General features: G+C 75.1%; 18 protein-coding genes and 2 pseudogenes. 6 read left to right on the top strand and 14 right to left on the bottom strand.

The genetic code is table 11. The features are described 5' to 3' along the window. Window positions 1-12 precede the first annotated feature (12 nt). A complete protein-coding gene (locus O7628_RS27970) occupies window positions 13-1,029 on the bottom strand; it encodes a methyltransferase (RefSeq protein WP_278135131.1) in 1,017 nt (338 codons plus the stop codon). 272 nt (window positions 1,030-1,301) lie between these two features. Here O7628_RS27970 and O7628_RS27965 point away from each other — a divergent pair, with 272 nt between their 5' ends. Then, window positions 1,302-2,099 (top strand): zf-HC2 domain-containing protein, encoded by a 798-nt coding sequence (locus tag O7628_RS27965; RefSeq protein WP_278135130.1) that lies wholly within the window; start codon window positions 1,302-1,304, stop codon window positions 2,097-2,099. 22 nt (window positions 2,100-2,121) lie between these two features. Here the strand turns inward: O7628_RS27965 and O7628_RS27960 are convergent, their stop codons facing one another. Beyond that, window positions 2,122-2,709: a sigma-70 family RNA polymerase sigma factor gene (locus O7628_RS27960; RefSeq protein ID WP_278135128.1), complete on the bottom strand. Its 588-nt coding sequence runs from the start codon at window positions 2,707-2,709 to the stop codon at window positions 2,122-2,124. A 362-nt stretch (window positions 2,710-3,071) separates the two neighbouring features. On the opposite strand from O7628_RS27960, the gene O7628_RS27955 reads away from it, so the two are divergent. The 3 genes from O7628_RS27955 to O7628_RS27945 are packed head-to-tail and all read left to right on the top strand — an operon-like array spanning window position 3,072 to window position 5,321. Beyond that, window positions 3,072-3,608, top strand: a complete 537-nt coding sequence (locus tag O7628_RS27955; protein ID WP_278135126.1) for a hypothetical protein — start codon at window positions 3,072-3,074, stop codon at window positions 3,606-3,608. Window positions 3,609-3,667: 59 nt separating this feature from the next. Continuing rightward, entirely contained in the window at window positions 3,668-4,210 is a 543-nt protein-coding gene (locus tag O7628_RS27950; RefSeq protein ID WP_278135124.1) for a hypothetical protein, read from the top strand. A gap of 52 nt (window positions 4,211-4,262) precedes the next feature. Then, window positions 4,263-5,321, top strand: coding sequence for a hypothetical protein (locus tag O7628_RS27945; protein ID WP_278135122.1), 1,059 nt, complete (start codon window positions 4,263-4,265; stop codon window positions 5,319-5,321). 70 nt (window positions 5,322-5,391) lie between these two features. Here O7628_RS27945 and O7628_RS27940 read toward each other — a convergent pair whose 3' ends face one another. From O7628_RS27940 to O7628_RS27930, 3 genes are all read right to left on the bottom strand, one after another. Further along, window positions 5,392-5,910: a PepSY domain-containing protein gene (locus O7628_RS27940; protein WP_278135120.1), complete on the bottom strand. Its 519-nt coding sequence runs from the start codon at window positions 5,908-5,910 to the stop codon at window positions 5,392-5,394. Between the two features lie 101 nt (window positions 5,911-6,011). Then, a complete protein-coding gene (locus O7628_RS27935) occupies window positions 6,012-7,292 on the bottom strand; it encodes a HAMP domain-containing sensor histidine kinase (protein ID WP_178065486.1) in 1,281 nt (426 codons plus the stop codon). Beyond that, entirely contained in the window at window positions 7,289-7,981 is a 693-nt protein-coding gene (locus tag O7628_RS27930) for a response regulator transcription factor (RefSeq protein ID WP_074476467.1), read from the bottom strand. The genes O7628_RS27935 and O7628_RS27930 overlap by 4 nt, the downstream gene beginning before the upstream one ends. A 102-nt stretch (window positions 7,982-8,083) precedes the next feature. Here O7628_RS27930 and O7628_RS27925 point away from each other — a divergent pair, with 102 nt between their 5' ends. Further along, window positions 8,084-8,587, top strand: a complete 504-nt coding sequence (locus O7628_RS27925; protein ID WP_278135116.1) for a septum formation initiator — start codon at window positions 8,084-8,086, stop codon at window positions 8,585-8,587. Between the two features lie 28 nt (window positions 8,588-8,615). Here the strand turns inward: O7628_RS27925 and O7628_RS27920 are convergent. The 3 genes and pseudogenes from O7628_RS27920 to O7628_RS27910 all read right to left on the bottom strand — a co-directional run. Next, a pseudogene (locus tag O7628_RS27920) lies at window positions 8,616-10,768 on the bottom strand (bifunctional (p)ppGpp synthetase/guanosine-3',5'-bis(diphosphate) 3'-pyrophosphohydrolase); the annotation flags it as partial. A 2,283-nt stretch (window positions 10,769-13,051) separates the two neighbouring features. Continuing rightward, window positions 13,052-13,519 (bottom strand): annotated as a pseudogene (locus tag O7628_RS27915) (serine protease); the annotation flags it as partial. Between the two features lie 59 nt (window positions 13,520-13,578). Further along, a complete protein-coding gene (locus tag O7628_RS27910; RefSeq protein WP_278135115.1) occupies window positions 13,579-13,923 on the bottom strand; it encodes a CU044_2847 family protein in 345 nt (114 codons plus the stop codon). A gap of 287 nt (window positions 13,924-14,210) precedes the next feature. On the opposite strand from O7628_RS27910, the gene O7628_RS27905 reads away from it, so the two are divergent. Beyond that, window positions 14,211-15,818, top strand: a complete 1,608-nt coding sequence (locus O7628_RS27905) for an RICIN domain-containing protein (protein WP_278135113.1) — start codon at window positions 14,211-14,213, stop codon at window positions 15,816-15,818. Between the two features lie 50 nt (window positions 15,819-15,868). Here the strand turns inward: O7628_RS27905 and O7628_RS27900 are convergent, their stop codons facing one another. The 6 genes from O7628_RS27900 to O7628_RS27875 form a co-directional block, all read right to left on the bottom strand. Further along, window positions 15,869-16,768 carry a siderophore-interacting protein gene (locus O7628_RS27900; protein ID WP_278135111.1) on the bottom strand — a complete coding sequence of 300 codons (900 nt, stop codon included), beginning with the start codon at window positions 16,766-16,768 and terminating at the stop codon, window positions 15,869-15,871. A gap of 139 nt (window positions 16,769-16,907) precedes the next feature. Then, window positions 16,908-17,486, bottom strand: coding sequence for a GNAT family N-acetyltransferase (locus O7628_RS27895; protein WP_278135109.1), 579 nt, complete (start codon window positions 17,484-17,486; stop codon window positions 16,908-16,910). Window positions 17,487-17,664: 178 nt separating this feature from the next. Next, window positions 17,665-19,881 (bottom strand): carbohydrate-binding module family 20 domain-containing protein, encoded by a 2,217-nt coding sequence (locus O7628_RS27890; protein WP_278135108.1) that lies wholly within the window; start codon window positions 19,879-19,881, stop codon window positions 17,665-17,667. Between the two features lie 335 nt (window positions 19,882-20,216). After that, window positions 20,217-21,713 (bottom strand): MFS transporter, encoded by a 1,497-nt coding sequence (locus tag O7628_RS27885; protein WP_347405248.1) that lies wholly within the window; start codon window positions 21,711-21,713, stop codon window positions 20,217-20,219. Window positions 21,714-21,715: 2 nt separating this feature from the next. After that, window positions 21,716-22,975: an MFS transporter gene (locus tag O7628_RS27880; protein WP_278135107.1), complete on the bottom strand. Its 1,260-nt coding sequence runs from the start codon at window positions 22,973-22,975 to the stop codon at window positions 21,716-21,718. After that, window positions 22,972-23,682, bottom strand: coding sequence for a siderophore-interacting protein (locus tag O7628_RS27875; RefSeq protein ID WP_074476473.1), 711 nt, complete (start codon window positions 23,680-23,682; stop codon window positions 22,972-22,974). Before O7628_RS27875 ends, O7628_RS27880 begins: the two co-directional genes overlap by 4 nt. Window positions 23,683-23,708: the final 26 nt, after the last annotated feature.

Genomic DNA, 23,708 nt, shown 5'->3' with positions numbered 1-23,708 from the left:
CCGGTCGGCGCGTCAGGCCCGGCGGCCCACCACGGCGCCGTTGGCGCCCGGCGCGTCGAACGTCAGCCGCTCGACGTCGACGAAGCCGGCGTCGGCGAGCCACGCCGCGTACTCGGCGCCGGAGTAGTTCTTGCCGCCCTCGGTCTCGACGAGCATGTTCATGCCCATCAGGGCCGCCTCCGGCGGGCCGGCGCGGTCGTCGTCGAGCAGCAGCTCGCAGATGACGACCGCGCCGCCGGGCGGCAGCGCGGCGTGGCACTTGGCCAGCAGCGCCCGGTTGGTCGGTTCGTCCCAGTCGTGCAGGATCATGCTGAGCAGGACGACGTCGTGCCCCTCCGGCAGCGCCGGGTCGGCGAGGAAGTCGCCGGCGACCGTGCCGATCCGGTCGGTCAGGCCCTCGGCCGCGATCCGGTCCTGTGCCTTCGCGCACACGTGGGGCAGGTCGAAGATCGTCGCCCGCAGCTGCGGCAGCCGGCGGCAGAACTCGATCGGGAACGCCCCGGCCCCGCCGCCGACGTCGAGCAGCCGGGTGTGCGCCCCGAAGTCGTACGCGTCGGCCAGCGCGCGGGCGGTGAAGCTGGAGGTGGAGAACATGGCGTCCCAGAACTGCGCCAGCATCTCCGGGTCGACGGTGTCGAACAGCGACTCCTGCGCCTGCGGGTCCCAGGTCAGCGGCCGGTTGGTGCGCAGCGCGTCGGCGATGCGGTGCCACGGCAGATAGGTGCGCAGGTCGGAGTAGCGCACCTGGGCGCCGAAGTAGTAGGGCCGCCCCTCCACCAGGAACTGCTCGGCCAGCTCGGTGTTGCGGTAGCCGTCGCCGGCCCGCTCCAGCAGGCCGAGGGACGCGCTCGCGGCCAGCAGGAGGTCGGCGGGGCGCTCGTCGAGCCCGAACTCGGCGGCGGCCTCGGCGAGGGTGATCGTCCGGCCGCCCGCGAGGCGGGTGAACAGCCCGAACTCGACGCCGACGGCGAGGGTCTTGAATCCCCACACGCCGGCCACCAGGCGCATGAGAGGAGAGGGATTGATCATGAAAGCATGAGATCACAGCCCTCGCCTGATCCACAGTAGACACTCCGGGGCGGGTCGCCCGGCCACCGGCCGGGCCCGCCGCCGCGGGCACTCGGGTGACGGCGGGCACCCGCGCGGGCCACCTGCGCGCCTGCCGCCGCGGGCGCTCAGGTCGGGGCGGGCACCCGCGCGGGCCACCCGTGCGCCCGCCGCAACGACCGGCCGCGCCGCCGCCCCGACGCCCCGCCGGATCGCGCGGGAACCACGCCGCGCCGCCGAGCGACTATCCGTACATGCGGTGCGAGCGGTGGCGGGAGATGCTGTCGGCCCAGTTGGACGGGGAGGAGACCCCGGCCGAGCGGGTCGCGGCCGAGGGGCATTTGATCACGTGCGGTGACTGCCGGGTGTGGTTCGAGACGGCCGCGGCCGTGACCCGCCGGGCGCGTACCCGGGTGGTGACGGCGACGCCCGACCTGGCCGACGCGGTGCTCGCCGCCGTGGCCGGCGGGCCGCCGCGACGGCCACGGCGGTGGGCGCAACGGTGGCGGGAGCGGCTGGTCGCCGGGCTGCGGGCAACGCTGGGGCTGGTGGGGGCGGTGCAGGTGGTGCTGGGCCTGGTGCAGGTCGGCCGGGGCACCAGCGTCGCCCACGCGCACGCCACCGGGCAGCACCTGTGGCACGAGTCGGCGGCGTGGAACGTCGCCGTGGGCGCCGGATTCCTGTTCGTGGCGGTACGCCGGTTTCCGCCGACCGGCGTGCTGCCGATGCTCAGCGCCTTCGTCGCGACCCTGGTGCTGCTGTCGGTCAACGACCTGGTGACCGGCCAGGTCGCCGTGTCGCGGCTGGTCAGCCACGCGATCCTGGTGTTCGGCTGGGTGCTCACCGCGCTGCTGTCGCGCCCCGGTCTGCGGCCGGGTGGGCCCGCGCCCCGGCAGGGCCGGTCGCCGGGATCCCGCTGGCGGGTCGAGCTGGACGCGCCCGAGCCGTCGACGCCGACGCTGCGGCTGCTGCCCCCGCACCCGTACTCGGCGCAGGCCCTCGCCCGCGGCGGCGCGGCCGGCGGGGGGCGGGACGACCGACGGGCCGCCTGACCGGGCTGCGGGGGGGTCGGCTTCAGCCGGCCCGCGTCGACCGGGTGTCGGCGTGCCAGGCGGCGACGAGGTCCTCCCGCGCCCGCGCGACCCGGGAGCGGATCGTCCCGACGGGGCAGCCGCAGACCTGCGCCGCCTCGGCGTACGACAGGCCGGCGACCTGGGTGGCGACGAACGCCTCCCGGCGCTCCGGGGCCAGGTCCGCGATGAGCTGGCGCAGGACGACCCCGTCCTCGGCCCCCGGCCCGGTCGCGGTCGCGTCCTCCGCCGCCGCCTGCCAGTCCGGCAGCGCCGCCGTGCGCGGGCGGGTCATCGCCGTGCGGACGTGGTCGACGGCGACCCGGCGGGCGATGCTGAACACCCAGGTGCGGGCCGAGGAGCGCCCGGCGAAGCCGGGCAGGCTGCGCAGGGCGCGCAGGAACGTCTCCTGGGTCAGGTCGTCGGCCTCCCCCGGCCCGGCGAGGTGGGCCAGGAACCGCCACACCGGGCCCTGGAGCGCCCGGACGAAGGCGGCGGCAGCCGGCTGGTCGCCCGCGCCGGCCAGCCGCGCCCAGCGGGTCACCTGCTCGTCGTCGGCCCCCGCGCCGACCGCCCACCCGGGGCCGCTCACGGGCAGCCGTCCGTGCCGGTGCCGATCGTCGGCCGCGACGGGCGGTGCCGTCGGGCGCTCACCTGGACCGGTACGGTCCGCGACGCTGCTCGGTTCACGTGGTCTGTCTCCCGGCCCAGCTCCGGCGGTTGGCACCCCCCGCCGGAGCGGAGGGCCGTTCTCGATACGCCGCCCGGAAGCGCCGCACCCCGGTTGGTCGGTGGCCGGGGCGGAAAAGTTCCCGGACCCGACGCGCCGGGCCGCCTGCCCGTGGGCCGCCGCCCGGCCGGATGGCGGTGGTGGCGGCGCGCCGCCACCACATCGGACGACCACCCGGCGCACCCTATTGGACTAATTCCGGCAATTCGGTCTATAGTTGACAGGTGCCTACGTTACTCGCGTCGCTGGGCGTCGCCCTGACCCTCGCCCGGGTCGCCGCCCCGGTCGAGGGGGTGGCCCCGCCCCGCACCGTCCAGCTCGCCCTCACCGTGGGCATCGACATCACGGTGCCCGCCTCGGCCAACCTCGGCACCGGTTTCGTGGGCGGCGTGCTCACCGGCCAGCTGGGCACGGTCCAGGTGCGCGACCAGCGCGGCAACGTGAATCCCAACCTCTGGGTCGCGACCGTGAGCGCGACGGCCTTCACCACCGCGGGCGGCGGGACGCAGCGCACCATCACCAACGGGCAGATCGCGTACTGGTCCGGGCCGGTGGTCCACAGCTCCGGGGGCGGCACCCTGGTGCCGGGCCAGCCCACCTCGGCCCAGGCGGTGACGCTCAACGTGACCCGCGAGGCGTTCCGCAAGACCGCCGGCAACGGCAACAACACGGTGAGCTGGGCGCCGACGATCCGGGTGACCGTGCCGGCCACGGTCGTCGCGGGCACCTACCAGGGCACTATCACCCACTCTGTCGCCTAATGGGCGAATTTCCCTGTTCCTGCACGCCGGCCGGCCCGCCGGCCCCTACCTTCGCGGTCATGAGGAAACCACTTCTTACCCTGTCCGCCGCCGCGGCCGCCGTGCTGGCCCTGGCCGCGCCCGCCGCCGCCGCGCCGTCCGGCGACACCATCGTCACCTTCACCATCTCGACCGCGAACCTGGACATCGCGGTGCCGCCCTCGGTCAACCTCGGCGCCGTGTTCGCCGGCTCCACGGTGAACGGCCAGCTCGGCAACGTCACCGTCACGGACAGCCGGGCCGCCCTCAGCGCCACCTGGACCGCGACCGTCAGCAGCACCGCGTTCACCACCGGCAGCGGCAGCCCTGCGGAGACGATCCTGCCCAACCTGGTGGAGTACTGGTCCGGTCCGGCGATCTCCACCACGGGCACCGGCACGTTCGTGCCGGGCCAGCTCACCTCCGCGGACGCGGTGACGCTGAACTTCCCGCGCACGGCGTTCAGCAAGACCTCCGGCAGCGGCAACAACTCCGCGACCTGGAACCCGACGTTGCGCATCACCATCCCGGCCGACGCGGTCGGCGGCACCTACACAGGGGTGATCACCCATTCGGTGGCATGAACTCCGCCGCGCCCGCGCGCTGGCGGTCGTCCTCGCGGTCGCCGGGGCGGCCGTGCCCGGCCCGGCGACCGCCGGGCCCGTCGAGGCGGTCACGACGCAAGCGGGCGCGCCCGATCCGGGCCGGGCCCCCGGGCGGGACGGCTCGCCCCGGCCCTCGCCCGGCAACGCCGACGAGGACGTGCCGGCTGCCGTCGGCGTGCGGCTGCTCGACGCTCCGCTCAACCGGCGCGACGACACCCGCGCGCACAAGTACATCGTGGACCACGTCCGCCCCGGCACCACCATCCGGCGACGCATCGTGGTGGAGAACGCCTCACCGGTCAGCCGCACCGTCGACATCTACCCCGCGGCGGCGGAGGTCACCGACGAGGGCTTCGTCCTCGCGCCCGGCCGGACCGAGAACGAGCTCAGCAGCTGGATCAGCGTCGACGAGACCCAGGCCGAGCTGGGCCCGGACGACGAGACCACGGTCTGGGTCACCATCGAGGTGCCGAAGCGGGCCGAGGCCGGCGAACGGTACGCGGTCGTCTGGGCCGAGACCACCGGCGGCGGCGACAAGACGGTGCAGCAGGTGGCCCGCGCCGGGATCCGCGTCTACCTGTCGGTGGGGCCGGGCGGCGAGCCACCCTCCGGCTTCGAGGTGGCTCCGCTCACGGGTGGGCGGGACGCGGACGGCACCCCGTTCGTCGCCGCCGAGGTGCACAACACCGGCCGGCGCGCCCTGGATCTGGCCGGCGAGCTGTGGCTGGCCGACGGGCCCGGCGGGCTGTCGGTCGGACCGGTGCGGGCCGAGGCGAGGACGCTCCCGCTCGACGGCCGGACCACGATCCGGGTCGCGCTGGACCGCCGGCTGCCCGACGGCCCCTGGCAGGCGCGGCTGGCGCTGGCCAGCGGGTGGACGAAGCGGACCGCGACCGGCGAGGTGAGCTTCGGTGTCGTCCCGGCGGCGGCCGCGGCGAAGGTGGACCGTTCCCGGCTCGCGCTCGCCTCCGGGGCCGCCGCCTCGCTGCTGGTCCTGCTGCTGTTCGGCCTCCACACCTACCGCCGTCGGGCGCGCCAGCCGAGGCGGGTCGTCGGCTCGGGCAGGTCCGGTATTCCCCTGCCCGATTAGCGGCCGGACACACCCGTGCGGGCCGCCCCTCACCGGGACGGCCCGCACGGGTGTGCCGTTACCGGCCGGCTCAGTCGTCGTCGCGGTCGTCGGCGTCGTCGCCGTGGTCGTCGCGGTCGTCCGCGTCGTCGTGGTCGTCGTCGGCGTCGACCGGCTCCCGCTCGGCGTCGACCACGGTGCCGTCGTTGCGGTCGACGTCGATCTCGTGCTCGGTCTGCCCGTCGACGATCTCGACGCTCCACACCGCCCGGCCGTTCTCGTCGTCGGCCTCGATCTCGACGATCCGCCCGCCGCCGGCCCGCGCGAGGGCGATCTCGCCGGCCCGCTGCCGGTCGACCTTGGCGGCCGGGGCGCCGGTCTCCGCCGGGGCGCCGGTGGCCGACGGCACGCCGGTGGCCGAGGGAGCACCGGTCGGGGTGCCGGTCGCGCCGTCGCCCGGGGTCGTGGTGTCCGCCGGGGCGGCGGTGGCGGCGGTCAGGGTGGTGCGGGCCACCCGGTCGTCGGCGGCGGTGACGCCGACGGCCACCCCGGCCGCCGCCAGCATCGCCGCGCCGCCCAGGGACGCCATGATCAGGGAGTTGCGCTTCATCTCGGGCACCTTTCCTCGTGGTTCCTGCCAAGAAGGATCGGTCCCGGCGCGATAGCGGCGCGCTGCACCGACGCTAAGGCCCGGTTAAGGCCGCGGCGGCGCTAGGAGCGCGGCGGCGCGCCGAGCCAGAGCCGCACCTCCGCACCGCCGCCGGGGGCGGTGCGCAGCTCCAGCCGGCCCCCGGCGGCCTCCGCCGCCCGCCGGGCGATGTCCAGGCCCAGGCCGGTCGACCCGGCCGGGCTCGCGCCCCGGGCCACGGTGGCCGCGGGCATGCCGGGGCCGGAGTCGGCAACGGCGAGCAGCACCCGCCCGTCCCGCCGGGCGAGCCGGACGGTGAACGCGGTGCCGTCCGGGGTGTGCGCGAAGACGTTGCCGAGCAGCGCGTCGACCGCGGCGGCCAGCTCGTCGGCGGGCACCCCGACCGGCAGCGGCCCGCCGGCCAGGTCACGGTGGACCTCCCGCCCGGTGTCCTCGGCCAGCACCGACCAGAAGGCCACCCGGTCGGCGACCACGGCCGCCGCGTCGCAGGCGGCCGGGGCGGCGGCCGGTGACCGGTCGCGGCGGGCCTGGCGGATCAGGCCGGTCACGGCCCGCTCCAGCGCGTCCGTCGCGGCGGCGATGCGGGCCGCGTCCTGCGGGTCGGGCAGCGACTCGGCCTCCAGCCGCAGGGCGGTGAGCGGGGTGCGCAACCGGTGCGACAGGTCGGCCACCTGCTCGCGCTCCTGCGCCAGGAGCACCTGGATGCGGCCGGCCAGGTGGTTGAGCGCGCCGGCCACCTCGCGCAGCTCGGCCGGGCCGGCGGGGGTGACCCGCGCGTCCAGCTCGGCGTTGGCGAGCCGGTGCGACACCGCCGACAGCTCGGTGATCGGCCGGACCAGGGTGCGTGCCAGCCGGTCGGCCACGGCCAGCCCCACCAGCACGAGCAGCACGCCGAGCAGGGCCAGCACGAGCCAGGACCGGGTCACCCCGGCCGTCAGCTCGGCGTGGGGCACGACCGTGCGGATCACCCCGGTGCCGTCCGGCCGGCCCTGCACGGCGATCACCACCTCGCGGCCCGCGTCGGACTCCGCGGTGAGGCTCTGCCCACGCTCGGCCAGGGCCACCGCGGGGGTACGCGGGACGGGCGTGCCGAGCACGGTGTCGCCGGGCAGGTAGACGCTGACCGGGCGGCCCGACTCGGCGGCGAGCTGCTCGACGGTCAGCCGGATGGTCTCGGCGTCGGCGGTGCCCACCACGGGCACCAGGCTCTGCGCGTCGGCGGTGGCCCGGACGGTGGCCCGGTCCTCGGCCACGGCGCGCACCAGCAGCGCCAGCGGCACGAGGAACGCCACGAGGGTGAGCACGCTGACGGCGGCGGCCAGCAGCGCCAGGCGGGCCCTCACGCCGCGCCGCCCGGCGGCTCCAGCCGCACGCCCACGCCCCGCACGGTGTGCAGGTAGCGGGGCTCCTGGGCGCTCTCGCCCAGCTTGCGGCGCAGCCACGACAGGTGCACGTCGACGGTCTTGTCCGCGCCGCCGTACGGGATCTGCCAGACCTCGGTGAGCAGCTCCCGCTTGGTGACCACCTCGCCGGGCCGGGCGGCGAGGTGGTGCAGCAGGTCGAACTCGCGCGGGGTGAGCTCGACCGCGACGCCGTCGAGGGTCACCTGCCGGGCCCGCGGGTCGACGCGCAGGCCACCCACCACGAGCGTGGGATCCGCCGCCCCGGCGGCCGCGCCGCGGCGCAGCACCGCGCGGACCCGCGCGTCGAGCTGGGCGGCGGTGAACGGCTTCACCACGTAGTCGTCGGCGCCGGCGTCGAGGACCCGGACGATCTCCGTCTCGTCGTCCCGGGCGGTGGCCACGATGACCGGCACCGCGCTGACCGCCCGCAGCATCCGCAGCAGCTCCCGCCCGTCCAGGTCGGGCAGGCCCAGGTCGAGCACGACCAGGTCCGGCCGGTTGTCCAGGGCGTCGCGCAGCCCGTCCATCGCGGTCGACGCGGCGGCCACCGCGTGACCCCGGTCCCGCAGCGCCCGCACCAGCGGCGTGCGGATGGTCAGGTCGTCCTCGATCAGCAGCAGGCGGGGCACACGACGAGGCTAGCCGCACCGGCCGGCGGCGGCCGGCGTTCTTAACCGTCCCTTAGCGTCGTCCCACGCCGCGGCCAACATTCGATCGGGGATAGTCGGGGCATGCGTCGTCGTTCGTTGTTGGCGGTCGCGGGGTGGCTGGCCACCGCCGTGCTCGCCACCGTGATCGGGCTGGCCGCGATCCGGCTGGTCGGGGAGAGCATCACCGGCACCCCGGGCGGGGTGCGCAGCCAGGAGGAGGTCGAGCGGGCGCTGGCCGCCCCGGCGTCCACCGCAGCCGCCTCCCCGACGCAGGCCCCCTCCCCCGGCGCGCCGGGGCCGACCGGATCCAATCCGCCGGAGCCGACCGGGTCGGGCGGGCCGGAGCCGACCGGGCCGGGCGCGCGGCGGGTCCTGGCGACCACCGGTGGCACGGCCGTGGCCGAGTGCGTCCCGGGCGGGGTGCGGCTGGTCTCCTGGGCCCCCGCGCAGGACCACCGGGTCGCCGACGTCGACCGGGGGCCGGACGACGACGTCGAGGTCACCTTCGTCGGGCCAGGCGGGGAGCACGAGCTGAAGGTGCGCTGCGTCGGCGGCGAGCCGGTCGCCGTCGCCGACGACGACTGAGGCCGCGTCGGCCCCGCACCGGGGCGGCTCAGACGCCCGAGGTGACCCGGTAGGCGTCGAACACCCCGTCGACCCTGCGGACCGCGGCCAGCAGGTGCCCCAGGTGCAACGGGTCGGCCAACTCGAAGCTGAAGCGGCTCACCGCAACCCGGTCGCGGGTGGTGGTGACCGTCGCGGAGAGGATGTCGACCCGCTCGTCGGAGAGCACCCGGCTGACGTCCGCGAGGAGCCGGTGCCGGTCGAGGGCCTCCACCTGGATGGCCACCAGGAACGCCGAGGTGGCGGTGAGGCTCCAGCTCACCTCGACCACCCGCTCGGCCTGGGCCCGCAGGTCGGCGGCCTTGGCGCAGTCGTCGCGGTGCACGCTGACCCCGCCGGAGCGGGTGAGGAACCCGAAGACCGAGTCGGGCGGCACCGGCGTGCAGCAGCGGGCCAGCTTGATCCGCCTGTCGCCGACGCCCCGCACCACCACGCCCGGGTCGTGGCCGTTCATCCGGACCCGGGGCGGCCGGGTGGCCACGGCGGTCTCGGACATGTCCTCCGCCGCGCCCTCCTCGCCCCCGTACGCGGCCATCAGCCGCCGCACGACCGACTGCGCGGATACCCGGCTGTCGCCGACCGCCGCGTAGAGCGACGCCACGTCGGCCAGGTGCAGGTCCCGCGCGATCGCCAGCAACGCCTCGGGGGTGAGCATCCGCTGCACGGGGACTCCCTGCCGGCCTCGATCGCCTCCTCCCGCCCCTCGAGGCTGAAGAACTGGCGGATCTTGGTCTGGGCGCGGGGGCTCTTGACGAAGCCCAGCCAGGCCCGTGACGGCCCCGCCGTGTCGGACTTCGACGTGAAGATCTCGATCACGTCGCCGTTGGACAGCCTCGACTCCAGGGGCACCAGCTTGCCGTTGACCCGCGCCCCGATGCACGTGTGCCCCACCTGGGTGTGCACCGCGTACGCGAAGTCCACCGGCGTCGACCCCGTCGGCAGGGGGATGACGTCACCCTTCTGGGTGAAGACGTACAGCTCCTGGCTCGACAGGTCGAAACGCAACGCGTCGAGGAACTCGCTCGGATCCGCCGCCTCCCGCTGCCAGTCGAGCAGCAGGCGCAGCCACGTCATCTCGTCGACGTGCGCGGGGCCGCCCTGCGCCTGTGCGCCGTGCCGCCACCGGGCCATGATCCCGTACTCGGCGACGCGGTGCATCGCGTGGGTCCGGATCTGCACCTCCAGGTGCCGCCCCGTGGGCCCGACGACCGTAGTGTGCAGCGACTGGTACATGTTGGACTTGGGCATCGCGACGTAGTCCTTGATCCGGCCCGGCACCGGCGGCCAGTTGGCGTGCACCACACCCAGGGCCGCGTAGCAGTCGCGCACCGTGTCGACCAGGATCCGCACCCCGGCCAGGTCGTAGACCTCGGCGAAGTCGCGGCCCTGCACGATCATCTTCTGGTAGATCGCGTACATGTGCCTCGGCTGGCCCGTCGTCTGCGCCCGGATCCTGGCGGCCCTCAGGTCCGCGTCCACCTTGACGGTGATCTGGCGCAGCAGCGCCTCCCGCCGGGGCCGGCGCGCCTCGACCAGGCGGGCGATCTCCTCGTACCGCTTGGGGAACAGCGTGCTGAACGCGAGGTCCTCCAGCTCCCACTTGATCGTGTTCATGCCGAGCCGGTGCGCCAGGGGCGCGAGGATCTCCAGCGTCTCGGTCGCCTTCTGCTCCTGCTTGGGCCGGGGCAGGAAGGACAGGGTGCGCATGTTGTGCAGCCGGTCGGCCAGCTTGATCACCAGGACCCGCGGGTCCTTCGCCGTCGCCACGACCATCTTGCGGATCGACTCCGCCTCGGCGACGTCGCCGAACGTGACCCGGTCGAGCTTGGTCACCCCGTCGACGAGCGCCGCCACCTCGTCGCCGAACTCGGCCCGGAGCTGGTGCAGGGGGTACGCGGCGTCCTCGACGGTGTCGCCGAGCAGCCCCGCGACCAGCGTCGTGGTGTCCATGCCCAGTTCGGCCAGGATGGTTGCCACCGAGAGCGGGTGGGTGATGTAGGGGTCGCCGGACTTGCGGTACTGGCCGGAGTGCCACCAGGACGCGGTGTCAAACGCGCGTTGCAACAGCAGGACGTCGGCGTCGGGGTGGCACTGCCGATGGGCGGCCACCACCGGTTCGAGGGCCTCGCTGACCTGTGCGGCGTCGCCGCCCAGGAGGCCGTCGATGCCCATCCGGCGGGCCAGCCGCCGCACGGGCGAGACGCGGTGTGGCTCCGCGCCGCCGGCCCGCGCCGCGCCGGGCGCGGCCGCGTCGGGGACGGGTTCACCGGGCGGGGGCGCTGCCTCGACGCCGTCGAGGTGGGCGAGCGCGGTGACGGCCACGCGGCGCTCCAACGGCGCCAGGCCCGCGTGTCGCGCGAGGCGGACCAGCAGCTCGCGGCCCCGCCCGTCGCCCGCACGGGCGAGCGAGTCGGCGGCCCAGACGCGCTGCCCGCCCTCGAACGCCTCGTCCTGGCCGACCACGGCGAGCAGAGCGGGACCGTCGACGTCGACGAGACGCGCCACCTGCTCCATGATCCATTTGTCGCCGCCGTCGCCGACCGTCCCGTCCGGGTCGACGGGGCGGGGCGGCGTCGGGTGCGGCGCGAGGTCGGCCAGCGTGCGCAGGGCGCCGACCCGCAGCCGGCGGTCGATCCTCGGGTCGGTCACGACGGCCCGGGCCAGGTCGGCTCCGGCGGGCCGGCTGAGGTGGACGCAGGTGTCGACGGCCACCTGCCGGTCGTCGACGGGTACGCGCTCGTCGTGGGCGATGACACGCAGCGCCCGTACGGCGTTGTCCACGACCTCCACGGTCAGGTCGTGGCCGTCGTCGACGAGCGCGCCGACGAACAGGGCCGCGCCGAGGCCACCGGTGGCCGTCATGGCCCGCAGGGCCGAGGCGACGGCGTCGGGCTGCGGCCACGCCGCGACCAGGAACCGGGCGAAGGACTGCCGCCAGGCGGGCGGGGGCGCCGCCCGGCCCGACACCGTGCGCTGCAGCAGGTCGCGGAACGCGGGCCCGGCCCGTTCGGGGTCGTGGGCGACGACCTGCGCGGCCAGGTACTCCTGGATGGTCTGGTGCAGGAAGACGAAGTCGTCACCCCGCTCCAGCAGCACCCCGCTGCGGCGCAGGAGATCGGCGAGCAGGTCCCGCCAGGTGCCCGTCGGCACCGACGGCGGGGGCAGGTGGCGGGTCCACCGGGCGAGCTTGTCGACGGCCGGTTGCGCGTCGCCGTCCAGCCGGTCCGCGGCGAGGCGGCCGATGAGGGCGTCGCGCTCGACGATGAGCCGCTCCCCCGCCTCCTCCGCCTGCCGGCCGTAGCGGCGCAGCCGCCGCAGCACCTGCTGGCGGATCCCGCCGTCGGCGTCGCTGTACTGGCGTTCGCTGAGCAGTTGCACGAAGTCGTGGAAGATCCTGCTGCGCCCGCGCGGCAGGCGACGCGGCGCGCTCGCCACGAACAGCTGGCACAGCATGGTGGCCATCAGCGGGTTGCGGGCCAGCTCCCCCAGCCCGAGCCGGTCGAGCTCCCGGTCGAACTCGTCGGCGGTGTCACCGGGGCGATCGACCGCGAGGCGGCTGAACCAGCCCTCGGTGAACCGGCGGCGCTGCTCCTCGTCGAAGGCGAGCAGCTCGAACCGCAGCGGCTCCCAGTCCGCCCCCGAGGCGTGCAGGTCGGCGGCCGGCCGGGTGGCGATGACGAACCGGTGCACGCTGCGCGGCGTCGCCCGGTGGGCGGCGAGGAAGGCGAGGACGTCCTGCCGCCGGCCGGAGTCCATGATCTCGTCGAGGCCGTCGACCAGGACCAGCCAGGTCCCGTCCGACATGGGCGGGGCGTCGAAGAAGCCCGGGGGCCAGGACCCGCCGTTGCCCGCCAACCCGAAGTCGGCCCGCACGCTCCGGGCGACCGCCGCGCCGAGGCTGTCCGCCTCTAGCAGGTCGGTGGCCTGCACCCGGACCGGGACATCGGTGACGTCGGTGCTCTGCTGACGCCGGACCAGATCGCGCGTGACGACCTGGAAGAGGCTGGACTTGCCGGCGCCGGCGCCGCCCACGAGGAACGCGTCCCGGTCGCCGTCGAAGACGACCTCGGCGGGGCGGATCGGCGCGGGCACCGACCACGCCGCCGTGGGTGTCTCGTGCAGCCGGGTCGTCTGCCGGACGTAGACGGCGGACAGGGGCGGCAGCTGGGTGGTCGCGGGCATCCGGTACGGGTGCCGGGCCGATGCCCGCTCCGCGAGCGCCAGGTAGGCCCGTAGCTGGGGGCCGGGGAAGCGCCACCGGCCGGCGGCGAGCTGCCGGTCGGTCAGCAGGCTCAGCCAGTGCCGGTGGTGGGGCTGGACGGTGGCGAGACGCGGGTCGGCGTGCCCGCAGCGGGCGACGATCTCGCCGACGGGCAGCATGTGGGCGCTGCCGGTGGTGCTCGACGTGCAGATCATGCCGCACACCGCGCCGGTGCGGTGGTTGACCACCGGGCTGCCGCTGAACCCCGCCGTGACCGGGGTGCCGCGCAGCCGGAGCAGGCGCAGCGGGTCGTCCTCGCTGCGTCTCGACTGGCCCTCGTAGACGAACGTCGCCGGCTGGCCGCTGCGGAACATGCCGTCGGGGTGCCCGTACGCCCAGAGCGCGTCGCCGACGCTGATCACGGGGCTGGACAGCACGGGCGTCAGCTCGGCCGACGGCGCCGACTGGTCGACGGCCAGCAGGGCGAGGTCCAGCCCGGCCCGGCTGCGGTGGACGGCGTCCGGGACGATCCGCAGGGTGAGGCTGACCCCGGCGGCGACCACCCGCCCGAGCGCGGTCTCCGGTGTCGGCTGCCCGTCGGCGGCGAGCACGTGCGCGCAGGTCGCCACGGTCGCCGGGGCGACGAGGAAGCCGGTGCCGCGGCTCGGCGGGCCCCCGGACGGCGACGGCACCTCGATGGCCACCGTGGCGGCGTGGAGGAGTTCCTCCCAGCTCGCGTCGACCGCGGTCGCTAGGTCGTCGGCTTTTCCCACTCGAGGCCCACCTTGACGCCGGACTTGGCCGAGGCCTTGCCCAGGATCGCCACGAACTTGCCCGACTCGACGGCGAACTCGCAGCTGAACTCGACCGACAGCCGGGTCACGTCCGCCCCGCGCAGCGAGTCGGCGACCTTGCCGGCGAAGGCGGCCAGCCCGGCGAGCGCCTCGTCCAGGCTGGCCGGACGGGCGGCGACCTCGGCCTCGTCGCTGGACGCCCCCGCCCGCAGGACCCCGGTGGACAGGTAGACGACATGCCCGTCGACCCGCAACGGCACCAGGCTCTCCGGCCCGTCCACGGCAACGCCGTCCTCGTTCACGCAACCCACCTCACGTCGCTCGTCGGGTGACGAAGGAGATTCGAACGGTAGTCGCTCGGCGCAACGTCCGGGGCCCGCCAGGCCGGGCAAGCCCTTTCCCGCCCGTCGCGACGCCCTTGACATCCGCCGACGCCCTCGACAGCATCGTGACAACGCATTGACCTGAACCAATGAGGGCGTCCCTGTCGCCCGGCCACCGCCACCGCCACCGGCCGGGCGAACGCCAGCGAAACCCGCCCGGGCCCGGCGGGCCGCGGGCACCGCCACCGTCCCGAGAAGGAGGCCCGATGCCGACCGTGAGCGCGCGCGGCAGGTCGCCACGCCTGGTCCTGCTGGTCACGACGATCCTCGCCCTGGTCGGTGCGAGCGTGGCGGTCGGCCCGCAGGCCGCCTCCGCCGCCACCGTCGACACCGGCGCGACGTACGTGTTCGTCAACCGGCACAGCGGCAAGGCCATGGACCTCTACAACTGGTCCACCGCCGACGGCGCGCCGGTCAACCAGTACGCCCGCAACGACCTCGCCGTGCAGCAGTGGCGCTTCGTGGACGTGGGCGGCGGCTACTACCAGATCCGCTCCGTGCACAGCGGCAAGGTCCTCGAACTGCCCAACGCCGTCGACGGCACGCCGCTCGTGCAGAACCCGGCGGTCAGCGGCAACACCCGCCAGCACTTCGGCCTGGCCGACTCCGACGGCGGACACGTCCGGTTCGTCAACCGGCACTCCGGCAAGGCCCTCGACGTGTGGGGCTGGTCCACCGCCGACGGTGGCATGATCTCGCAGTACCAGGACCTGGGCGGGGCCAACCAGCAGTGGCAGCTCGTCCGGGTGGGCGGCGCCGCCGCCGACTGCGGGTCGGGCTCGTTCCAGGCCGAGGCGGTGCTCAGCGGCGGCACCTGGACGGTCCGCAACGGCGGCAGCACCGTCCACACCGGCACCGACCTGCGCGCCGCCGTGCAGGCCGCCGTGAACAGCCTGACCGCCGGGCGCACCAGCAAGCAGCGGGTCGTGGTACGCGGCTCCGGCTCGATGAGCGCCGGCTCCCGGATCTCGCTGCCCAGCTACACCGCCATCGACGTCTGCGGCACGATCAACGTGACCGGCACCGGCTCCGGCGACCAGGCGCCGATCTACTCCCGGGGCACCACGCAGGTCGAGGTGCAGCACCTCACCGTCACGGGCAGCCCGCTGTACGGGATCTTCCTGCGCAACGTCACCAACGTGGTCCTCGGGCAGATCGACATGCGGCTGACCGCCGGCCTGGGCGTCCGCATCGACAACCGCGGCGACACCAGCCAGTGGACCCGCAACGTGCGCATCGACAACGTCTACGTCTCCGGGGCCAGCTCGCACGCCGTCGAGACCTACGGCGTCGACGGCCTGACCATCGGCACCGTCACCGCCCGCAACGTCGGCGAGTCGGGGCTGCTGCTCAACCAGACGATCAACGCCACCGTCACCACCGTGGACGCGGAGAACGCCGGCGCCGGCACCGGCTACGCGGCGTTCCGCATGGCCAACCGCAACGGCCGCATCGGCGACAGCTACCCGACCAACGTCCGGGTCGGCACCGTGCGGGCCCGGGGCGGTGGCCGGGGGATCTTCTGCGTCTCCGAGTCCGGCGGGGCGGCGATCGACCGGGTCGACATCGCCAACACCGGCAACAACGCCATCCTGATCGAGAACTGCTACGGGGTGAACATCGCCTCCGGCGGCGGCACGATCAGCGGCGGCGGCGAGGTGCGGCTCGCCGAGCGCACCGAGTTCCCCGGCACCCGCGACATCACGCTGCGCAACTTCACGCTGGTCAACAACCGGATCGTGGAGAACCCGTGCGTGGACAACCTGACCATCAGCAACGTCACGTTGAACAACTCGTCGATCAGCCGCTGCTGACCGGGCGGCGCACGGGGGCCGCCGCCGGGCGCGGGCGCGCCGGCGGCGGCTCAGGCGGGGTCGGCCCGGCCCAGCCGCCAGTACCCCATGAACGCCACCGCCCGCCGGTCCAGCCCCCGCTCGGCCACCAGGTGCCGGCGCAGCGTCCGGATGACGCCGGCCTCCCCTGCGAGCCACGCGTACAGCGGCACCGGCGCCGCCGGGACCGGCACCTCCCAGAGGAGTTCCCGGTCCACGTCGACGTCGGTGACCGGGCCGGCAGCCGGCGTGGGGCCGCAGAGCTCGCCGGCCGCCGCCGCGACGGCGGGCACGAGGCGGCTGCCGTGCCGCCCACCGGCCCGGGGCAGCCAGGCGACCCGCACGCCGGGCGGCGCGGCGACGCCGAGCGCGTCGGCGGGCTCGGGCACCTCCAGCAGCGCCCGCCCCCGGGCGTCGGCCGGGAGCCGCTCCAGGATGGCGGTGATCGCCGGCACGGCGGTCTCGTCGCCGGCCAGCAGCAGCCGGCCCGCCGGCGGCGGCCGGAACTCGATGCCGCCGTGCTCGCCGTCGAAGCCGGCGTCGGGGCCGAGCAGGGCCGCCCGGTCGCCGGGGCACACCCGGCGGGCCCACCGGGTCGCGGGGCCGCCGTCGCCGTGCAGGACGAGGTCGACGTCCACCTCCGCCAGGTGCGGGCGGGCCGCCCGGACGGTGTACGTGCGGACCGGGTTGCGCAGGTGCTCGGGCAGGGCCCGGTAGCGGACGTACCAGTCGGGGCCCCCGGGCAGGTCGACCTCGGCCCGCCCGGGCAACGGCAGCGCCAGCTTGATCCGCTGGTCGTAGCCGTTGTCGGCGAAGCGGTCGAGGTCGACGCCGGTGAAGGTGACGCGGACGAACGACGGGCTGAGCCGCCGCACGGCGCGGACCTCGACGTCGAACAGCCGCCACGGCGCGATGGGCAGGGTCTGGGTCATGGCGCCTCTCGGACGTGGGCGGGTTCCGTCCCACGGCACCCGGCGTCGATCATCGGACACCGGTCAGGTTAGCCTACCCTTACACGGGCGCGCGCGGGGGTGGGGCGTCGTCCCCCCACCGGGCGACCCGGCGACCGGATCAGCCTTGGGCGGCCACCCGGTCGAGGAAGACCGACCGGTCCAGGAAGAGCAGCTGGGCCCGCTTCTCCGGCAGGTCGATCTGGGGCCCGGGCACGAACCCGGCACGGACCAGCCGGGCGAGCGCCCGGTCGTTGCGCGCGTCCGGCTCGGCGACGATGCGCAGCCGGGCCGGGTCGGCCAGCACGAAGGCGAGGAACGCGTCGAGGAGGGCTCCGGTGAAGCCGGGCTCGACGCCGCCGTCGGGCGGACCGATCAGCAGGTGGACGCCGAAGTCGCCGGGGCGCACGTCGTAGCACTCCCCGACCGGGTCGGCCGCCGGCTCGTAGGTCTGGAACAGCGCCGCCGGCCGGCCGTCGCGGTGCACCAGGTAGGCGTGGTGGGTGGCGAGCGAGTCGAGGTACTCGTAGATCTCGCGCACCCGCTCGCGGCTGGCCTCGCGCATGCCCCAGAACCGCGACCGCTCCCGGGTGACCCAGTCGTGGATCACGTCGACGTCGCGGGCCGGCTCGACGGGGCGGATGAGCACCTCGCCGAACCCCTCGACGCGTCGCCGGCAGGTGGTCGTTGCGGTCGTCATGGGACTCCTCGGTGGACCGACACCGTGACGGACAGTCACGTAAGGGTAGCTTAACCAGCACATCGCCGGGCGCACCCGCCGCCCCGTCCACCCGCGACGTCCGGGTGCGCACGCGGACGGGCGGCCGGCCCCCGTCGGTGTCGGGGCCGGCCGCCCGCGTCGCCGCGTGGCGCGGCGGCTACCTCCAGGTGTCGGTGTTGGTCCGGACGCCGCCGGCCGGGGTGGTGAAGGTGCGGTTGCCCCCGGACTCCCAGGTGACGGTGCCGTCGGGGTTCTTCTTCACGTACTTGTACTCGACGGCGGTGTTCGGGGGCAGGTCGACCGTCGCCCGCCAGACCGGGTAGTCGGCCGGGGAGAGCGCCACGGCGTTGGCCGGGTTCCACCCGCCGAGGGCCGCGACGTTGCCGACGACGTAGACGTTCTGGCCGTAGCTGGTCGTGACGGTGGCGTGGAACGAGGTGGCGACCTGCCCGCTCGTGACGGTGTCGCCGCGGAAGGTCTCGGTGACCGCGTAGGTGCCGCTGGCGGGGGTGGTGAACGCGCGGTTCGCCCCGGACTCCCAGGTGACCACGCCGGCGGCGGTCTTCTTGATGAACTTGTACTCCACCGCCGTGGACCGGGGCAGGTCGACCACGGCCCGGTAGCTGCCGCCGCCCTGCGCGGTCAGCTTGACGGCGCCGGCCGGGGCCCACGAGCCCAGCTCGGCGAGGCTGCCGACGACGTAGAGGTCCTGGCCGGCGGCCGGGGTCGCGCCGACGGTGAAGGTCGTGGCGATCCTGTCGGTCGGGTTGCTGGTCGGGGTGGCCGTCGGCGACGCGGTCGGGGACACCGTGGGGCTGGCCGTCGGCGACGGGGTCGCGCCGGGGCGGGCGTTCACGTGGATCGCGACCGCGTTGTTGGCGGGGATCGTCACCGACGCCCGGCCGCCGGAGACGGTCACCGTGGCGCCGGCGCAGCCGGACGCGGTGGCGGGGCCGGAGACGACGTCGCAGTAGCGGCCGTCGGCGAGGCCGGTGGCGAACGTGGCGGTGGCGGCGCTGCCGGAGTCGTTGATGCCGATCCAGGCGCGGTCGCCGCGGTGGAAGCCGATGACGTTGCTGTTCACCGCCGTGAAGTCCGAGACGGTCCTGACCGACCGCGCGGCGTTGGCCCAGCCGACCATGCCCTTGATGCCGGTGGACTGGGTCAGGCAGTTCCAGGAGCTGCCGCAGACGGTGTCGGTGACGTAGCCGTTGCCGTCGGCAGGCGGGGACTGGTTGCGGTCGGACCAGGAGAAGCTGTCGTAGACCGACGGCTTGCCGTGCGGGTAGGCCAGGGCGAAGTAGTTGGCCAGGGTGTAGTCGCTGCCGTTCTTGTAGGACAGCACGACCCCGTCGCGCTCCAGGTCGTGGTTGGTGACCATGGCGAAGACGTTGGCGCTGGGCGCGTCGAGGTTCCAGCTGCCGACGTTGGCGAGCGTGGAGATCGAGCCCTGGAAGGCCGACTTCAGGCCCTTCGCGTACGCGAAGTCGAGCACGTCGCCGTTGCCGGTGAAGGCCCGCGCCTTGAGGGCGTCGTTGCTCGCGCCGTCGAAGATCTCCTGGGCGACGTACGGGCGCTTGTTCTCGGCGACGGTGTTGTTGAGCTTGCCGAGGATCGCCGCGAAGTCCTCCTTCTTGACGTGCTTGACGGCGTCCACCCGGAACCCGTCAACGCCGAGGCCGATCAGGTCGTTGAGGAAGGCGGCGATCTTGGTGCGGACGCTGTCCTTCTCGGTGTACAGGTCCGTCAGGGACAGCAGCTCGCAGCTGGTGACCTGGGCCTCGTTGTTCCAGTCGGTGATGGTGCCGTTGGTCGGGCAGTTGTCGCCCGGCCGGTGGAAGTCGCCGGTGCCGTAGGGCACCGCGGGGAAGCTGTAGCCGGGGCCGGAGAAGTCGGTGCCGGCGTAGCCGACGACGGACTCCGGGTTGTTCGCGCCGGCCATGTGGTTGACGACCGCGTCGACGTAGACCCGCACGCCGGCGTCGTGGCAGGCGGTGACCATGGCCGCGAACTGCGCGCGGGTGCCGAAGCGGCTCTCCAGCTTGTACGACACCGGCTGGTACACCTCGTACCAGGGGTGCACGCCGTCGGCGCTGGTGGGCAGGCTGACCGACTCCTGGGGCGGCGCGACCTGGACCGCGCCGTAGCCGGCGGGGCCGAGGTGGTTGGTGCAGGCGGCGGAGACGGAGGTCCAGTTCCACTCCCACAGGTTCGCCGTCACCTCGCTGTCGTTGAGGGCGACGGCGGCGCGGGCGGGGGTGGCGGTGGTGGTGGCGGCGACGACGATCGCCGGCGTCGCGCCGGCCGCGACGATCGCGGCGGCGAGCAGCAGGCGACCGGCGCGGCCACGGGGGTGTGGCCCTACGGGTTCCATGACAGGGGGGACCTTCTTCCGGGGTCGAAGAGGCACTGACGCGTGTGGACGGCCGTCCGGGTAGCGAAACGATGCGGCATACCTGAAAGAGATTGCAAGACCTTGCGGCAAGATTCTTGAAACTCAGCGGCAACATGACCGCCGCGCGGACGATCGCACTTCCCCGGAAAGAAGCAGGCCAGCCGCCGCGTGCCCGCTCCGGTGGGTCACCGGAGGGACACGCGGCGTGCCTCGAAAACTGGGACGGCGTTGACGCGCCAGCCGGCCCGCCGTAGCTTCCTCCGCAAGAGGTTCCAGCGGCTTTCAGACCCGGCGTCGCCGCGTCGCGTCCCGCCTCAGCCGGCCCGCTGGGCGCGGCGCAGCAGCCACGCGGCGAGCAGCCCGCCGGCGAGGACCGCGCCGGCCCCGACGGTCTGCCCGGTCTCCGACGCGGCGCGGAAGGCGGCGGTGACCTGGCCGCGCTCGGCGTCCGTGGCGGCGGCCGCCAGCGCCGCGGGGAACGAACCGGCCCCGGCGAGCGCGGCGGGCAGGAGGGCGGCGAACCGCGCGTTGAGCACCGCCCCCAGCACGGCCACGCCGAGGCTGCTGCCGACCTCCGTCATCGTGCCGTCCACGCCGGCGCCCGAGCCGGCCTTCTCCGGCGGGATCGCGCTCATCACCGCCTCCACGATCGCCGGGTTGGCCAGGGCGCAGCCGGTGCCCATCGTGAGCAGCCCGGCCAGCAGCACGCCGTAGCCGTCGGACGGGGCGTGGGTGACCAGCAGGAGGCCGCCGGCGAGCAGCGTCATGCCGACGGCGATGGCGGCGGCCGTCCCGAGCCGGTGGATCAGCCGCGCGGCCACCCCGGCGAGGTTGAGCACGACGATGGACAGCGCGAACGGGACCATCCGCAGCCCGGCCTCCCAGGCGGGGTAGCCGCGGACGAACTGGAGGTGCTGGGTGAGCAGGAACAGCGCGCCGGTCGCGCCGAAGGTGATCAGGACGACCCCGGAGATCGCGCCGACGAAGCGGCGGTTGCGGAACAGGCCCATGTCCAGCATGGGGTGGGCGACCCGCAGCTCCCACCGGACGAAGGCGGCGAGCAGCAGCGCGCCGCCGACGGCCGCGCCGAGCACCGGGGCGGAGGACCAGCCCCGCTCCGGGCCCGCGATGATGGCGTACACCACCGCGGTCAGGCCGGCGGTGGACAGCGCCACCCCGGCCACGTCGAACCGCCCGCCGGCCGGGTCCCGGGACTCCGGCACCAGGACCGCGCCCGCCGCCAGGCAGAGCAGCACGATCGGGATGTTGACCAGGAAGATCGCCTCCCACGGGAAGTGGGCGAGGATGGCGCCGCCGACGGGCGGCCCGGCCGCGAAGCCCAGCGCGCTCGCCGCCGCCCACACGCCGATGGCCCGGGGGCGCTCGGCGGCGTCGAAGACCTGCATCGCCACCGCCAGGGTGGAGGTGACCAGCAGGGCCCCGCCGACGCCCATCCCGGCGCGGGCGGCGACGAGCTGGCCGGTGGACCCGGCGAGCGCGGCCAGCAGCGAGCCCAGTCCGAACAGGACGAGGCCGGCGAGCAGCATCCGGCGGCGGCCGTACCGGTCGACGACGCCGCCGGCGGTGATCAGCAGCCCGGACTGCACCAGCGCGTACGCGTTGATGGTCCACTGCACGTCGGCGGTGCTGGCCCCCAGCTCGGCGGTGAGCACGGGCACCGCCACGGTCAGCACGGTGTTGTCGAGCACCACGGTGACCTGGGCGAGGCAGAGCACCGCCAGGATCAGCCACCGGGTGCGCAGCGGGCGGGCGGGGGCGGCCGGGGGCACCTCCGCGGCCGGGGCGGGCAGGCTCACGGGCCGGTCCGCACGGTCGCCGGGGCCACGGGCGCAGCGGGCCCGGCGGCGGGGGCCGGCGCGGGGCGCGGGTGGCGGCGCTGGTGCGCCACGCCCACGGCGACGCCGGCCGCGACCAGCGCGACCGAGCCGACCGCGACGGCCGGGTAGCCGACCCGGTCGGCGGCGGCGAGCCCCACGGAGGCCGCGGCGAAGGAGCAGACCAGCCCGAACGACGACAGCACCGTGAAGTCGGTGCCGCCGCTGCCCGGCCGGGAGTAGTCCATGTTGACGGTGTAGAGCACGACGTTCGCGGCCGTGTACGCGGCCATGAAGGCCGACAGCGCCAGCACCGTCGGCGCGAGCGGGGCGCGACCGGTCAGCAGCGGCAGCAGCGCCGCCGTGGACGCCGCCAGGGCCACCCCGGCGGCGACGAGAACCCCGGCGCGGCCGAGCCGGCCGACCAGCGCGCCGGCGGCCAGCCCCGCCACGACGGCCGGCACGCTGGTCACGACGCCGGTGACGACGCCGATCCGCTCCAGCGACCAGCCCGCGTCGACCAGGGCGGGCGACACGAGGGCGTACGCCGCGCCCGCTCCGGTGTAGACCAGCGGCACGACGCCGAAGGTCCACCAGCGGCACCCGGGCTGCCCGAGCACCGACCACAGCGCCCGGTACGCCGGCCCGACGCCGGCGGGACGGGCGACGCGCGGGGGCTCCCGGAAGCGCCACACCACCAGCAGCCCGACGGCGGTCAGCCCGGCCAGCAGCAGGATCGCCGGCACCCACCCGTACCGGTCGTAGACGACCACGCAGGCGCCCCCGCCGAGCAGGTTGCCCACGTAGCTGGCCGACACCTGGACGCCGTTGCCGACGCCCCGGGCGCGCTCGGCGAGCACCCGGACGGCGACGGCGTCGACGGCGATGTCCTGGGTGGCCGACAGCAGCACGTACGCGGCGCAGATCGCCACGATGGGCCCGAGCTGCCCGGCGGGCCGGGGGTACGGCAGCAGGGCGAGCAGCGCGAGCACGAGGCCGCCCTGCAACGCCAGCAGCCAGGACCGGTAGTGGCCCAGGCGGCGGGAGCCGAACCGGTCGAGCAGCGGCGCCCAGAGGAACTTGATCGGCCAGATCAGGCCGACGAACTGCAACAGGGCGAGGGTGTCCAGCGAGGTGCCGCCGTCGCGCAGGATCGCGGTCAGGCCGACGGTGATGAACCCGATGCCGAGGTACTGGGTGACGTAGAGGGTGGTGAGGGTGCCCAGCGGTGACCTCACCGGGCGCTCCAGTAGCCCAGCGCGGTGAGCTGGTGCCGGCCGACGCCGAGGGTACGGCGCAGGTGCCGGGTGATGTCCCGGGTGCTGGCGGCCTCGCAGGCCACCCAGTAGTGCGCGTCGTCGACGCCGGGCAGCGCCGAGCGGACGGTGTCGACCAGGTGCCGGCCCTCGTCGCGGCGCGGCACCCAGACGACCTCGTGGTGCTCGCGGGCCCGGGGCGGCAGCGCCTTCTCGTCGTCGTGGGCGTACTCGACCCAGACCGTCGCCGGCACGTCGGGGGCGGCGTCGAGCAGGCTGTTCACGGCCGGCAGCGACGCGGCGTCGCCGACCAGGTAGAGGTGGCGCGGGGCGGGGTCGGGCAGGCGGAACCCGCTGCCCTGCACGGTGGCCTCGATGGTGTCGCCGACGCGGGCGGCGCTCGCCCAGCGGGCCGCGACGCCGTCGTGCAGGGCGAACTCCAGGCTGAACCGCCCGGCCGCCGGGTCCGGGTCCACGAGGGTGTAGGCGCGCTGGTGGGGCCGGCCGTCGTTGTCGAACCACAGCCGGATCCACATGGTGGGGTGGACGCCGCACTCGGCGAGCAGGCCGCCGTCGTCGACGTGGAGCCGCTGGTAGCGCCCGCCCACCGACTCGGTCCCCCGCACCGTGAGCCGGAAGGTCCGGCCGCCCATCGCGCGCAGCACCAGGGCTTCCCAGTTCCGTTTCACGCACCCCTCCAGTAAGGTCTGCCTAA

It is taken from the genome of Micromonospora sp. WMMD956 (assembly GCF_029626125.1).
Lineage (GTDB): Bacteria > Actinomycetota > Actinomycetes > Mycobacteriales > Micromonosporaceae > Micromonospora > Micromonospora carbonacea.
This window is presented reverse-complemented; position numbering and strand designations above follow the sequence as displayed.